Raw genomic sequence first — 14,524 nt, forward strand, 5'->3', positions numbered from 1 at the left:
AAGTTTATTATCACTTAATTTGAATTGTTGTACTAAAATTTGAAGTTTGGTGTTTTATGAGTCGAAAATCGATTTGGTCACTGCTCCGTAATGGGCAGGATTACATGGCTATATGGCCAATGCGCAAAGAACTGGCTCCTATGTTCCCAGAGCCGCGCTATATTAAAGCGACACAATTCGCAATTCGTGTCATGCCAGCAGTAGCTGTGATTAGCGTATTAAGCCAGATGGTGTTCCACAATTATGATGCGATTCCACAAGCGATGATTATTGCGCTGTTCTCTCTGAGTATGCCGCTGCAAGGTTTATTGTGGCTTGGCCGACGCAGCAGAACAGATCTGCCACCATCATTAGCGACTTGGTATCGTGAACTTCATGACAAGTTAGAGAATGAAGGTAATGCGATGCAGCCAGTGAAAGCGAAGCCACGGTATGTGGATTTAGCGCAAGTATTAAATCTCGCGTTTAAGCAACTTGATCGCACCTCGCTTGAGCGTTGGTTTTAATCTTGCCTAGATAGCAGATAGCAGATAGCAGATAGCAGATAGCAGATAGCAAAAAAGCCCAGAAATGGGCTTTTTAGTCTCTTAGCTTAATAAAGCGAAGATTAGAACTCGTCGTCTTCTAATAGTTGACGTTTTGCACGAGCAGCTGGCTTAGCCAGAATCTCAAGGTAGAACGACGGTTGTGCTGCAGCTTCTGCGTCATCGATGCACTTGTTGATTTCTTTTACGTGGATCACTGTTGCTTCTTGCTCAGTGTTACCAAACTTACAATCAAAATCCCAGTAATCTGCACCCTGTGGAAGCGCTTTGTTACGCTCGCGTTTCAGGTATTTCTTCACTTCGTGCTTAACAGCTTCTACAACGCGTGGAACGGCTTTTTTTGGGTGAGTTAAAGCAAATGTTTTTTTCATCGTTTTCCTAAATCAAATTTGGGCACTGCTATGCAGGCGCTGATCACATTTTACTTCAATTTAGCGTCAGAGGCGATAATGAATCTATTTTGAGCAATCACAAGTTAAAAAATAGCCCACAATTAATGCAGGCCAATCCTTATATGTGTCTTTTTACGGTTGTGATTCCGCATTTTTCATTACTTAGTTAGCTTAATAATAGGCTGTCATCTGCCAGTTCTTCGCCGCGGACTTTACTAAACATTTCGAGCAGCTGTTTTACATCCATCCCTTTGCGCTCTTGCCCCATCACATCTAACACTATTTTGCCTTGGTGTAGCATGACAGTGCGTTCACCGTATGCCAGTGCATCTTTCATTGAGTGTGTGACCATCATTACCGTTAGATTAAACTCATTCACCACGGTATTAGTAAGCGCTAGCACAAAAGCAGCCATGCGCGGATCAAGTGCTGCGGTGTGTTCATCAAGCAATAGCAGTTTACTGTCCGCTAAGGTTGCCATAACGAGGCTAACAGCTTGGCGTTGACCGCCAGACAATAAACCTATGCTATCGCCTAAACGATCTTCTAACCCAAGGCCAAGAATACTGATGCGCTCTTGAAATAACTTTCGGCGGTTAGATGACAAAGCATGTTTCCAGCTACGACGCCCACCGCGCTTGTAAGCTAACGCCATATTTTCTTCTATGGTCAGTGAGCCACATGTTCCCGCCAGTGGATCTTGAAAAACACGGGCGGCATACCGCGCACGCTCATGGACACTGTGGTGGGTGACATCAATATTATCGATCAACACATGGCCGTCGGTCATTTGGGTTTCGCCACTGATCGCCCCTAACAGGGTTGATTTACCTGCACCGTTAGAGCCGATAACGGTCACAAACTGTTTTTCTGGCACTGTCAGTGATACCCCACGTAATGCGGGGTTTTCTAATATTGTGCCTTCGTTGAAGGTAACGCGAATATCGTTTAGTTCTATCATCTTATTACCTCCGAGTTAGGCTAGATTCTTGGTGTGAGAGGGGGCGTTTTTACGCTTTCTTTGCTTGGTCTTCTTTTGAAATGATGACTTCAACTTAGGCGCGATAAGTGCGGCTGCAACTAAAACGGCGGTGATTAAATTTAAGTCGGATGCTTGTAGCCCAAACATGCCGCTACTGAGTGCGAACGCAACCGCTAAGCGGTAAAGCACTGAACCCAGAATAACGGCAACAACGGCAACCCAAATTTTCCGGCCGGGGATTAACGTTTGTCCTAAGATGACCGCAGCAAGGCCAACCACAATTGTGCCAACGCCTGATGTCACATCGGCAAAGCTATTGGTTTGAGCAAATAACGCACCAGAGAAACCAACAAAACCATTAGACAGCGCAAGACCAAGGTAGGTATACAAGGCGGTATTACCTCCTTGCGCATTGACCATACGGCTATTAACGCCTGTTGCACGTAAGCCGAGGCCAAAATCACTCGCTAATAAACGAACAATGAACCAAGCACTAAACAGAACCAGTAAGAACACCATTGCCAGTCGCAGCACGCCCGAATCAAAACCATGATCCATGGCAAAAAATTCAAGTGGTGTAAAGATAGTATCTTCGCCGAGTAGTGCTAAGTTAGGTTTTCCCATGATACGAATATTGATGGAAAAGGCGGCAATCATGGTGAGGATGCTGGCCAGCAAATGCAGGATCCCACAACGAATGGCAAGAAACCCGGTGACTAAACCACAGAGCCCGCCAGCAATAATGGCAAGCCCAGTGGCTATCCATGGGTTGATACCAGCCACAATGGCGGTTGCGGCGACAGCTGCGCCCATCGGAAAGCTGCCATCAACGGTTAAATCGGGAAAGTCGAGTACGCGAAAAGTGAGGTAAACCCCAAGCGCGACCAAGCCGTAGACGAGGCCAATTTCAAGCGTACCGATAAAGGCGAAAAAAGACATCAACTGCTCCTTGTCTTTGATACCGCAAGTCGGGGGGGGAGCCTACTTGTGGCATTATCCTTGTGTTTATTTTAAGAGATTTTTAATCGAACGGCTGTTAATAGAGCTGCTTTTAATAGATCGGTGTGGCGCACGATCTTATATCGAGCCGAGTACCACGAATTAACGGTTTCAGTTAATTCGTGGTGTTTAGCGGCTACTGTTTAATAGAGGTCGCACGTTTAAGTACTGACTCTGGCAATGTGATCCCTAGTTTTTGTGCGGCAACTTTGTTTAGGGCAAGGTCAGAGCCTTTAGCCACTTTCACTGGGAGTGAAGAGATCTTTTGCCCTTTCAGGAGGGCATCAACATAATCTGCGGTTTGCATGCCCACTTGGTAGTAATCAAATCCTAGTGCTGCAAGAACACCGTTTTCGACATAGGTTGTTGATGCACCAATGATGGGTTTATTGGCTTGGTTAGCGGCATTGACTAGACCATCAATTGCACTAGCGACCGTATTATCAGTTGGGGCGTAAATAACATCCGCTTTTGAAGCGACAATTTGCGCGGCTGATTGTACATCTGCACTTTTTAGGGCAGTGCCCTCAACAACCGTAAAGCCTTTTTCTTTCGCCGCGGCTTTCAGCAATTCAACCAGTGCAACAGCGTTGGATTCACCAGGGTTGAACACCACACCGATACTTTTCATATTCGGTACAAGCTCGTGCATTAAATCGACATGCTGTGCCACAGGGGAGAGGTCAGATAATCCCGTAACATTACGTGCGGGTTTATCCAGGTTTTTTACTAATTTGGCTCCTACAGGATCGGTAACGGCAGTAAAAACAACAGGGATAGAACGAGTTGAAGCGGCAAGGGCTTGCGCCGTTGGTGTTGCAATACCGACTAAAACATCCGGCTGCTCACCAACAAGTTGCTTGGCAATTTGTACCGCAATCGCTGGGTTACCTTGTGCTGTTTGGTAAGTGAATTCGAGGTTATCACCTTCGATGTACCCTTTTTTCTTAAGGCCGTCGAGTAAACCTTGGCGAGCTGCATCTAAAGCGGGGTGTTCAACAATTTGTGATACTGCAACGTGCGCGGTTTCGGCCACGGCAAGCGATGACGTTGCCATTAACGATGCGGCAATACAGACCGCAGATAATAATTTATTTCCTTTCATACTTGCTCCTTGCTGTGTTCCGTTCCGTGTATTTTTTATCTGCTGGTATCAGCAATTTTATTGGCTTGGAATAATGTTTTAGCGCAAAGAGAAAAGAAAGAACATCTAAATTTTAACAATATTGAAACATGCAAAAGGCAAGAGTAACTGCATTTTAAGTCTATAGTAGAGAATAATATTGCGCCGAGATATGGTGGGGTTCATTAGCGCCTAAAATGTGAACTGACTCTGAAATATCATTCTTTATTGGAATATTCATCCATGAGTGAGGATATTTCAGATTATGTTCAGTTTGCTGACAGGATATGCGGCGATAATGCATTTATAGGGCTATTTATTTTTCCATAGGATGGAAGTTTATGTGGCTCCTTGAGATACAGCTGTATCTCTCCCAATGAGTCCCAGTACCTCGCGCTATATAAGTAGAGTGAAGTAAAAAAGCTTGGCCGCCGATGGGACTCAATCCACCCTACTCATCATGACTTCCTTAAATCGCCACTTTGCGATTCAGAGCCTTATTCGTAGCATTGTAATGACTTGTTTCGACCATGAATCTTCGTCATAGCTGCAATCATCTTTTCTTTACTCATGTATTGTTTCGGCAATGGCTGCATTTCAACCTGATAATCTGGCGCTCCTTGCTTCAAGACCGTTGCAGAAGAAACCGGCGTGACCATCACAATCTTTAAGTTTGGATTACGCGAAAGAATACGTGACGCAGTACCTAGCCCTTCTTCAATATGGAATCGACCCGCTGTGTGTAATATTTGGGTATTTGGATGCGTCGCCAAATAATTCACCATGCTCTCTGCCATGGTGTCATCCCAGGCTGTTTGCGCGGCAAATTGGCGCTTAGTTTGTGCTTCATCCCCATGGTGCATCGAGCTGATGAATTTATCTTGATAGGCATCTTCCGCCAGAGTCAGTGAGCCTGCAACCCAAGTTCGTTCATTTGTCGGTAGGCGATTTAGGTAAGTTTCACCGTATTTACCAATGCAACGAACGATAGGCTTAGGTGCGTTGGCAGCAATGACATCAAGATTATTGGTTTTCGCAAATTCAACCAAAGGGCGATAGTCAGAGATGTAATTTGGCCATGCGTTAGCATCTTTGGTTAAGCTTGCTTCACCAATTTTGTTTGCCAGATAATCATTAACAACCCCTTGCTTATCTCGAGTGAATTGTTCCATAGAAAGCGCAAGATTCGTGTTTTGGCTGTATAACGCAGCAAGTAACTGTGCTTGTAATAAATGGGCTGCAGGATGGCCATGCCATTCACCGACTAACACTATGTCTGCATCTTGGATCTGGACGGCTAGTGCAGAGAGTGAAAGCACTTCACCTTGAGGGGAACGAATAGTGTAGTCATAAAAAGTTGGCGCGAGAGTGTTTGCTGTTACAGCGCTGGGTATGGCATTAATTGTACTTGGTGATGATGCTGATTGTGCCGAGCAACCAACTAATAAACTAATACAGCTGAGAGAAAACCATTGTTTCATGCTTTTCATTAAATATTCCCAAACCTTAGGTGTGCAGAGTGTTTGCTAATTGATAGCAGTAACTTTAACTCTAGATGAAAGGCTGGATAATAGAGCAGATGAAATTGATTCTCAATATTTAATGAGAATCAATTTCACTTGCGGTGGTTAATTCGTGGTGCGAGGAAAAAATAGCTTACAGGCTATTTTTTCGGTAAACACGGATTGAAAAATCAGCTTCACAACGAAACTGTGTTGCTTTGGCCAGTTGTGCCCATACCGCCTCTGAAGTTTTCCAAGCAAATGGAGTCATTTGCATCAACGCAGTGGCTTCGTCACCGTTTAGGCTCATTTCGTAATGAAGCTGCTCATCTTCAATCAGTGTAAACCCTTCAATATTCTCTGGGGCTATATCATGCAGGCGCACGTCTGAATAAATGAGCTCTTTTAATTGATACAAATGTCTTGCAGCTGGTGTCACGGTAACCAGCAGGCCATTTTCTTTGATTGTGCGTTGAAGCTCTTCTTGGCGACAAGGGGCATAAATGCGAACAACAGCATCTAGAGAGTTATCTGCGAAGGGTAACCTATGGCTAGAAGCAACGCAGAAACGACATTGAGAGTAACGTTTTGCTGCGTAACGTACTGCTATTTTTGAAATATCTAATCCATGAATGCTTAAATCAGGGTGTTGTTCGTTCAGCTTAGTAAAAGCTGAAGTGTAGTAACCTTCTCCACAACCTATGTCCAATAGATTGGTTGCACCTTGTACCATGTTTTTATTTAGCGTGTTAACAACATGATCACGTAGCGGTTGGTAATGATCGGTATTTAGGAATAAACGACGCGCTTGCATCATTTCCTTATTGTCTCCCGGGTTTTTAGAGCTTTTATGATGCGCGGGCATCAGATTCACGTAGCCTTCTTTTGCAAGATCAAACTGGTGATTATTCTCGCAGCGCCAAGTGTTGGCTTGTTGAGTAAGTGGTTGATGACAAAGAGGGCACTGATAAGGCATGAATTTAACCGAGATAAAAATGAGAGCTCTATTGTAATCCTCCAACAATCCAGCTGCAACTAACGGCTTAAAGCACATTTATGCGTTGCATGTTTCATATCTAGTATCAAGAAATACGATCGGAATCACAAACAAAAACAATTATTTCTAAATACAAAACAACGCTGTTTTTATTCAGGGTTGATTCAGGTTAAATCGCTATCTTAATGCGTAATCCGAGTGCTTAATGTACTGATAAAGACATAAATACTTGGCTTTTTTTGCTCCAAAAATGTGTAAGTGCCCATGCTTTTTATAGGAAATTCGATGGCATCAGGGTTTAGTCATTATTCATGGATGAAAAGCAAAATTATTCGGTTTGTTCAAGAAAGATCCACTGCCGTGAACATGCTGAGTAGGGATAACTAAAAATAATATTAGGACTCAGAAAAATGAAAAAAACAATTCTAGCAGCACTACTTCCAGCAATGCTTGTAGCAGGTACTGCACAAGCTGCATCTGTATACCAAGCTGAAGACGGTTCAAACGTAGACGTATTTGGTCGTCTAGGTTTTAACGCACATAACCGTACTTCTGGCGATAACGCTGATGGCGATATGCGCGGTAGCTTCGATAACCGTCTAGGTTTTGGTGGTTCTCAAACTATCAACGATCAAATGTCAGTGATCGGTTGGGCTGAATACCAAATCGGTGCTGCTGAAGGTTCTAACGCAGGTAACGATAGCTTCACCGCTCGTTACGTGTGGGCCGGTGTAGACATGGGTAACATGGGTAAAGTTACTGGTGGCCGTGTGGCTTCTGGTCTTATCATGGCGACAGACATTGCTGATGTATTCGCATCTTCAGATGTTAACCTTGCAAGCCAAGCTAGCGTAATCAACAGCAACGCAACTCAAGTTTTCCGTCAAGATGATACTATTCAGTACCAAAACAGCATCGCTGGTTTTGATATGTCTGCGGCGTACATCATCGGTAATGACCGTTTGAAAAATGGTTACAACCTTGCTCTACGTTACACACTAGACATGGGTAACGCAGGTAAACTAGCTCCAGTTGTGGGTTTCCAAAGCAACACTGCTGAAGACGGTACTCGTGAAATTATTAATGGTTCAGCGGTTGGTTCTGAACTAGATAAGAACGATTTCTGGGTTGTTGGTACGCGTTACTACTTTAACGACCTAATGCTAGGTGCGGTTTACTCTGAAGATAAAGTAAGCTATCGCGGCAACGTTGAAGATACTAAAGATAAAGGTTACGAACTAACAGCTGTTTACGACTTCCAAAACGATTGGGTTGTTCGTGGTGGTTACCGTGACTACAAGAAAACATCTGGCTCAACTACAGACAGCAAGATGAAAGATTGGACTGCTGAAGTTCAATACAAACTAACAGATCGTTCTTCTATCTTCACAAGCTACATCTTACGTGATGGCGAAGATAACTCTAAAGCAAGCAATGCTAAATACGATCTAAACCAAGATTACTACAATGTTGGTCTACGTTACGAATTCTAATCGAATCGTAACTGTTAGAAATATACTGCTTTAAGACAAGCCAGCGTGAGAACGCTGGCTTTCATCTATCTGATACTTTGGCAATCAAGCACTTAGTTAGTAAGGGAAGGGAATGAAAAAGACATTAATGGCACTGACATTACCAGCATTATTGGTTGCGCAAGCCGCTTGGGCCGATGTGATGGTGAAAATGCCTAGCAATTTTGAAATATTGGCAACGGAACAAGTACGTATCAAAAGGGCAACGAAACAAGTAGCACTACCAGAGGGCGATCAACATATTCTGGTGCGTTTTGATAGTCCTACTAACCCTCACTCAACGGCGCAGTCACTAGGGTTTGTCAGCTCTAAGCCTATTCTTGTGAGTTTTACTGCAAAAGACGGTGAAGTGGTGTCGTTGGTGCCACCAAGAATTGATACTCAGCAAGAGGTAAAAACGTTTGCTCGCCAACCAACCTTTAAGCTTGTTGATGCAAAGGGAAACACGGTTGCGCATGAATCGACGAAGATACTGTTCGAAGGCTCACCAATGACGGCGGATTACAATGCGATTTTAGCTGATCAAATTGTATCACCTGCGCCTGTTTTATCTTCAACTGCGGTTGCTGGAAGTGGTGTCGCTGCGGTTAATGCCGCGCAAATAGACGTGAACAACTTAACCCCACAACAGGCTGATGCCTTGCTACGAGATTTGTATAAAAATGCGGATGAAAAACGTCGCAAAGACTTTATGCGCTGGGCGTTAGGACTATAACTGGTGAGCACGTTAGCATATTAGCGCTAAGCGTAAGATAGCTTTAAAGAAAGCCCAGAATTTCTGGGCTTTTTCATTGGTGTTCTAGCAGCTAGATTGAACCTTATATTCTGCTTTATCGAGACTGTGTTTTTTCATTCTCAAATACAGCTTCTTACGAGGGATTTGTAAGTAGCTTGATACCTCGTTGATACGACCCGCAAACAAGTAAAGTGCATCTTCAATTACTTGTTTTTCGTAGCTATCAACTAAATCATCGAGTGGACTACTCATTTGATCTAGTGGTTTAGTGCGTTCTTGTCCGGCTAACTTAACAATACCTATCGCATAAAGCTCCGCGACATTTTTAATTTCTAAAACGTTTCCTGCCCAATCATGGCGATTCAGGGTATTGATATACGCTTTATCCACCGACGGTAATGGTTTTTTCAGGGTTAAACAGCTCTGTTTCAAGAAGTGCTTAAATAGCATGGCAATATCGCAAGTACGTTGCTGGATTGTTGGCATGCTTAAACGAACTTGACTTAAGAAGTAGAACAACTCAGGCAAGAATACTTCGGTTTCCACTTGTTGTTCAGGGTTGTTATTGGTGACGGCCAATACGCGTACTTCTTTTTTACCCTGACGTTCTTGCTCTAACAAGAAACGACATAGCCATTGCTGGGTTTCTTTAGGCATTTCTTGTGGGTTGTGCAAGCATAGGGTACCACTGCGCGCAGAAATCATGCTGCGCTGTAAATCAGGTGTCGTGCTGACTGCGCTGCCTTTTAATGTCACGTAAGGGCCTTGGCGAATGTGGCTACCATCGTGTAATAATTTCGCGACGGTGCTGCGGCCCGTACCTTGGCAACCTTCGATCAGTACATCTTTGAGGGTTGGTGCTGTTTCAGCAATTTGGTCGCGGATTTTTGTGATCAGCGGACTATCGCCAAGTAAAATGCTACTAGCTCCTTTAAGTAACGTAATACGTTGCTCGATCGTTTGTTGACGGCGAGGTAAAAAGCGTTCAAGCAGGGCTAATAATTGCTCTGGCTGTAATGGCTTTTGCAAGAAGTCGATCGCGCCTTTTTTGACGGCATCGACAGCCATTGGGATATCACCGTGACCAGTGATCATAATGACAGGTAATTCAGCATCTAAGTCTTTGATCTGTTCGAGCAATTCGATACCGCTGAGCCCTGGCATGTACATATCCGTTACGACTACACCTGCCCAATCTTTATGGAGCATTTCAATCGCTTTAGTCGGATCGGTAACAGCAAGTGCACTATAACCAGCAATCTCTAAAAGGCTTTGATATGCCTCAACCACATCTTGGTCATCATCAATGACCAGCACTTGAATATCATTAGTTATTTTCATGTGTAGGTAACTCCAGTATCACCATGGCGCCCCCCTCGAGGGCAGACGCGAGGGAAATGCTTCCCCCAAATCGGGTCAAAATTGAGCGGCAGATGCTTAAACCAAGGCCTAATCCCACATCTTTTGTTGTGGTGAACGGCGTGAAGAGTTTCTCCATCATGGTGGCATCAAAACCTTTACCTGAATCACTTACAGCGATCAGGGTGGTGCTATTGTCTTGCGATAGTAAATGGACTCGAATGTGGCGATTATCGCAACTTGCGACAGCATCACAGCTATTTACCAATAAGTTCACTAATACTTGTTCAAATTGCACGTCATCGGCACTGATTTTCAAATCTGGCGATATTGCATTTTCGATTGTTGTTTTTTGTACTCGTGCTCGTCCTTCAACAATCTGCATTGCTTGATCGACCGAGTCATTGACCGCAATAATTCTTAATGGATTATCGGCGGATTGTTTTTTAGAGAAGTTGCGCAGGCTCGCAATGATACGGCCCATACGTGCGGTTAAACTTTCTATTTTTTCAAGACTGCTCGGCAATTTATCAATTTTGCTTTGCTTAACCGCCATTTTAGTCGCAAAAACATGGGTAGAGATGGCTGATAAGGGTTGGTTTAACTCATGTGCGAGTGATGTCATAGTTTGACCCACAACCGCCATTTTAGCCGCTTGAATTAATTCATCTTGAGTTGAACGCAGATCTTGTTCAATGCGTTTACGATCTTCAATTTCAGCACGAAGCTGGCGGTTGCGATTGGTCAGTGATTCTGTTTTTTCATACACGATACTTTCGAGCCAGCGGGCGGCTTTTTCTTGTTCGGTGATGTCTGTCATCGTGATGATAACTTTGTCTGTCGTTCCTTGCTTAAACAGGCGAAAGTCGAGGCGTAGGTAGAGATGCTCTTCGTTGTGGTAATGCTTGAGCGTCAGGTTACAGGCCCCGTTTTCTAGCAGCGGACTAGCTGGGTGAAACAGTGACTCAAGTCGCGAGTCAATATTGCTATTAAACAACTGCCATACTACCATGTTTTCAGAGTTATCTTTTTGATGTTTAAACAGTTGTTGGGCGCTGGAGTTGACCGATTCAACATGACCAGCTAAATCACAAGTGATGATACTAGCTTGAGTATTGTTAATCAGGTTAAGTGCGTTAGTGCGTTCCATTTCTTGCATTTGAAGACAAAACTGATGCAAGCTTTCGCCGATCAAACCAATCTCATCATTACCCGTTACTTGAATTTCGACATTTAAGTTGCCTTTAGTAACTTCATGTAAATGTCTACCCAGTGTATTCAAGCGTTTTACAATTCCTCGGCCAACTAAGTAAATAGACAAAATAATGGCCATTAAAATGGATAAACAAACGGCACCTAATAATATTAAATTACTGATTATAATGGCATTTCTTGTCTGGTCGTTTAGGTCGATTAAACTGGCGTCTGCATTGGTAACCATCTTTTGAATTAATGCTTCTTGGCGTGCTAAACGCTGTTGAATATCTTGTTCGTATTGATTTATGGCATGGTAGATTTCAGAATCTTTTCGTAACTGCTGTTCTAGCTGGCCATTGGGGGCAACGATAGCGATCAGATCATTCAAATGCTCACGATAGGTTGAGGTTGAGGGGTAATGGCTCAGTTGTTCGCTCATGGTTTGAACTTCTGCGATCTTGTAGCCAATAAAGTAAAAAGCGTTGCTGAGATCGCGGCTATGGTGCTGCAAAATAATTTCTTGTGCTAACTGGTGAAGTTCGTTTTCTTTGACCGTGATGGATTGAATCAACGAGAACTCAGTCATAACATCAATGATCGCATTGGTGTCTATGATGTTGGGTAGCATACGGGTAAGTTGCCATTCTACTTCTTGCTGTAGCAGGGGTAATTCATTGATTAAATCTTGGTGTATCCAGTGAATATTATTTTCGACTTGCAATAGCGTATTACGCTGAATATTACGCTGCTCAAGTTGTTGCGTGTATTGGCTTAACGTATCTGCTAACCCTTTCTGAGTCGCCAAAATGGCATTGTATTGCTCCATGCTGACGGTGTCTTTAATGGCTAAATTGATAAGCTGGAGCTTGGCTGTGATTTTTTGCTGTAACTCTTTATGCACAATAGGATCGGTATTCATACTGATCTTATTTAGTGCCGCTTGAAGTCCCGCAGTATTACGTTCTAGCTGATAACTCGAACGGAGTGTCGGCATGTTTACGGTGACAATTTCTTCAATATGATCGTCTAGCGTTTCCCAGTTATACACAGCAACGGCACTCACCCCGATCGTTAGCATTGCCATAAAGCCAATCGCGAAAATGAGGCGGTTACCAATGGTATTCACATTAACCATGATGATAGACCTCGAGCTCCATCACGATATCTTCGGTTATTGCGATCGAAGCGTTGAGTTGCTCATACATATCTAGACACCATAAGTGACTGTCATTTAGCCCTTGGTGTTTTTTGCTCGATAGCTTGCTACTATTTTTCAGAATGTCTTTAAGATCTTGCTCTGAGATTGGAGGGGTTGTTGCAAGCGTTATAGCTTGTTTTAACTGCCGCTGTTGTTGTTGCGTAAGCTGGCTAAATGTTTGTATTTTATTGATCAGTAGCCAAGCTTTATTGTGTAGTGCCAGTGAGTGAACAATTGTATGAGTAAACAGTTGTTTCACAATAACCCCACGTTGCTTGATCAATGCGTAGTCAAGGCGCTGGCCTTCTGACAGCACGTTATGATCATGTGAGTGAGGGTAGCGCTGATGGATTTCTTGTTGTGGCGATTTATTACTTTGAAAAGATTCAATGTATTGTAAAAAAGGCACTGTTTTATCTGAGTGATGTAAGTTTTTTATACTGCCCATATAAGCGGGTAAAACAGGGCTGTTCGGTTGGTAACTAAAGCCAATAAAAGGGAAAGGCTGCTGAGTTCTGAAGGCGAATACATCCATAACAGGCGCAACGCCAACTAAACCACGAGATATTTTGTCTGTCACATTAAACATGGAAACAGAAGCGAGGTTACCGCTGATTTTGTACAACAGTTTCCAGCCTGCTTGCCAGCCGTAATGCTGCAAAATACTTTCAACCATGTAATGACTAGAGATGGATCGCGAAGGCGTTGCCATGATTAAGTGCTGAAAATATTGTGGATGCGTCAAGCTTTCCCAACTGCTTGGTCGGTCGAGGTTGTGTTTTTCTAAATAGCGTTGATTCCACATAAATCCGTAACGGGAATAGCCTAGTAATGCGATTTTTTTATTAAATTGTTGAAGGGTCGCTTTTACTTCTGCATTAGCAAACTTTTCACTGACGCTTGGTAACTCCATTAATGCATTGCTTTGTTTCAGTTGCTCAAAAATGGGGATCGAGGTTGAAATCACCATATCAATATCGTGCGTAGAATCATTGAGTAATCGTAAAGCGGCATCTTCGTGGCGATGCAATATCTTTATTTTTACATCTGGATACTTGGCCTGATAATCCGAAATTAATGTACCCAGTGAATTTTGACTGAAAGTTGTTAGCACAATAAGAGGCGTGTTGTAAGCAAACACAGCCTGCGGGAGTAGCATCAATAAAAGAGTAATCAAGCGGTACATAGGAATAACGTCATGTTGTGTGGTTAGCGTTAGAGGCTAATTAAATTTGATGCTTCATGAATTAATGTATCGGGTTGTTGCGGGGGATTATACTGAAAAAAAAGCGTGAGAAAGCATTCTTGAGCTTGGATAGGCTTTTATTTGAAAACTTGTTTTATATGTGTTGATAATGACTCATTTGTTGGTTATCTGTTTATATTAATCACAAAAAACTGGAGCAAGCTCCAGTTTTAGATCGCAATGAAAATCGTGTTATTCCGATTTACGCACTAAGAATTTGTTGTAGCTCTGTCGCACATAGGTGGTACTGGCGTGGACAATTGCGCCATGTTTGTAGCATGCGTTGGTATTTATCAAGCATTGCAACTTGGCTGTTGAATTGGTGCTCAGTTTTATCAAACTGCGGGTACAAACCTTCTTCTTCTGTTAGGAAGCGAACATAGTGTACCAGTTGAGATTCAGTAGCAGCGTCAAAACCTAAGAATTGAAGGCGGCGTGTATCGACTTGACTTTGATCGCCTTCATTTAACATTTTGTGTGACTCTTGCATTGCGTGGTGCATTTCCATGAAATCGATCACTTGGCGGCAAGTGTTCTCGCTCATGTTACCGAAATCTTTATCTAGTTCACGCATTTGTAAACCGTAGCCACGTTCTACAATTGTTTGTAGACGACGGTACTTTGCTGCGTTCTCAGGTGTTAACTGAGACATAAGGTAATACTGGTTAGATAAGATTAAGCGTTGTGCGTTGGTCATTTCCATGATGATAGGCCTT

At 43.2% G+C, this 14,524-nt stretch carries 13 protein-coding genes; 3 read left to right on the forward strand and 10 right to left on the reverse strand.

What is annotated here, in order from left to right; translation table 11 throughout:
* Positions 1–56 precede the first annotated feature (56 nt).
* The gene (gene yfbV, locus ASV53_RS09030) at positions 57–506 is read left to right on the forward strand and encodes a terminus macrodomain insulation protein YfbV (RefSeq protein ID WP_094956851.1); all 450 of its coding nucleotides are present in this window, start codon (positions 57–59) and stop codon (positions 504–506) included.
* Positions 507–607: 101 nt separating this feature from the next.
* Here the strand turns inward: yfbV and ASV53_RS09035 are convergent, their stop codons facing one another.
* The 6 genes from ASV53_RS09035 to rlmA all read right to left on the reverse strand — a co-directional run bounded on the left by ASV53_RS09035 (position 608) and on the right by rlmA (position 6,519).
* Complete coding sequence (locus ASV53_RS09035; RefSeq protein ID WP_062688071.1) at positions 608–916, reverse strand: DUF6172 family protein; 309 nt, start codon at positions 914–916, stop codon at positions 608–610.
* A gap of 187 nt (positions 917–1,103) precedes the next feature.
* Positions 1,104–1,898, reverse strand: coding sequence for an ABC transporter ATP-binding protein (locus ASV53_RS09040; protein ID WP_094956852.1), 795 nt, complete (start codon positions 1,896–1,898; stop codon positions 1,104–1,106).
* Positions 1,899–1,913: 15 nt separating this feature from the next.
* On the reverse strand, positions 1,914–2,858 hold the full coding sequence (locus tag ASV53_RS09045) for an ABC transporter permease (RefSeq protein ID WP_094956853.1): 945 nt from the start codon (positions 2,856–2,858) through the stop codon (positions 1,914–1,916).
* A 196-nt stretch (positions 2,859–3,054) separates the two neighbouring features.
* Positions 3,055–4,023 carry an ABC transporter substrate-binding protein gene (locus ASV53_RS09050; protein ID WP_094956854.1) on the reverse strand — a complete coding sequence of 323 codons (969 nt, stop codon included), beginning with the start codon at positions 4,021–4,023 and terminating at the stop codon, positions 3,055–3,057.
* Positions 4,024–4,538: 515 nt separating this feature from the next.
* Complete coding sequence (locus ASV53_RS09055; protein ID WP_094956866.1) at positions 4,539–5,522, reverse strand: ChaN family lipoprotein; 984 nt, start codon at positions 5,520–5,522, stop codon at positions 4,539–4,541.
* Between the two features lie 175 nt (positions 5,523–5,697).
* On the reverse strand, positions 5,698–6,519 hold the full coding sequence (gene rlmA, locus ASV53_RS09060; RefSeq protein ID WP_094956855.1) for a 23S rRNA (guanine(745)-N(1))-methyltransferase: 822 nt from the start codon (positions 6,517–6,519) through the stop codon (positions 5,698–5,700).
* Positions 6,520–6,950: 431 nt separating this feature from the next.
* On the opposite strand from rlmA, the gene ASV53_RS09065 reads away from it, so the two are divergent.
* Positions 6,951–8,033, forward strand: a complete 1,083-nt coding sequence (locus ASV53_RS09065; protein ID WP_094956856.1) for a porin — start codon at positions 6,951–6,953, stop codon at positions 8,031–8,033.
* A gap of 112 nt (positions 8,034–8,145) precedes the next feature.
* Positions 8,146–8,787, forward strand: coding sequence for a DUF2057 domain-containing protein (locus ASV53_RS09070; RefSeq protein WP_062688075.1), 642 nt, complete (start codon positions 8,146–8,148; stop codon positions 8,785–8,787).
* An 84-nt stretch (positions 8,788–8,871) separates the two neighbouring features.
* Here the strand turns inward: ASV53_RS09070 and ASV53_RS09075 are convergent, their stop codons facing one another.
* The 4 genes from ASV53_RS09075 to ASV53_RS09090 form a co-directional block, all read right to left on the reverse strand.
* Entirely contained in the window at positions 8,872–10,149 is a 1,278-nt protein-coding gene (locus tag ASV53_RS09075; protein WP_094956857.1) for a sigma-54-dependent transcriptional regulator, read from the reverse strand.
* Positions 10,136–12,499 (reverse strand): sensor histidine kinase, encoded by a 2,364-nt coding sequence (locus ASV53_RS09080; protein WP_094956858.1) that lies wholly within the window; start codon positions 12,497–12,499, stop codon positions 10,136–10,138. Before ASV53_RS09080 ends, ASV53_RS09075 begins: the two co-directional genes overlap by 14 nt.
* A complete protein-coding gene (locus ASV53_RS09085) occupies positions 12,492–13,748 on the reverse strand; it encodes an ABC transporter substrate-binding protein (protein ID WP_094956859.1) in 1,257 nt (418 codons plus the stop codon). The genes ASV53_RS09080 and ASV53_RS09085 overlap by 8 nt, the downstream gene beginning before the upstream one ends.
* A 262-nt stretch (positions 13,749–14,010) precedes the next feature.
* On the reverse strand, positions 14,011–14,511 hold the full coding sequence (locus ASV53_RS09090; RefSeq protein ID WP_062688079.1) for a YfbU family protein: 501 nt from the start codon (positions 14,509–14,511) through the stop codon (positions 14,011–14,013).
* Positions 14,512–14,524: the final 13 nt, after the last annotated feature.

Origin of the sequence: Photobacterium sanguinicancri (genome assembly GCF_002265265.1) — a bacterium.
GTDB classification, from domain to species: domain Bacteria; phylum Pseudomonadota; class Gammaproteobacteria; order Enterobacterales; family Vibrionaceae; genus Photobacterium; species Photobacterium sanguinicancri.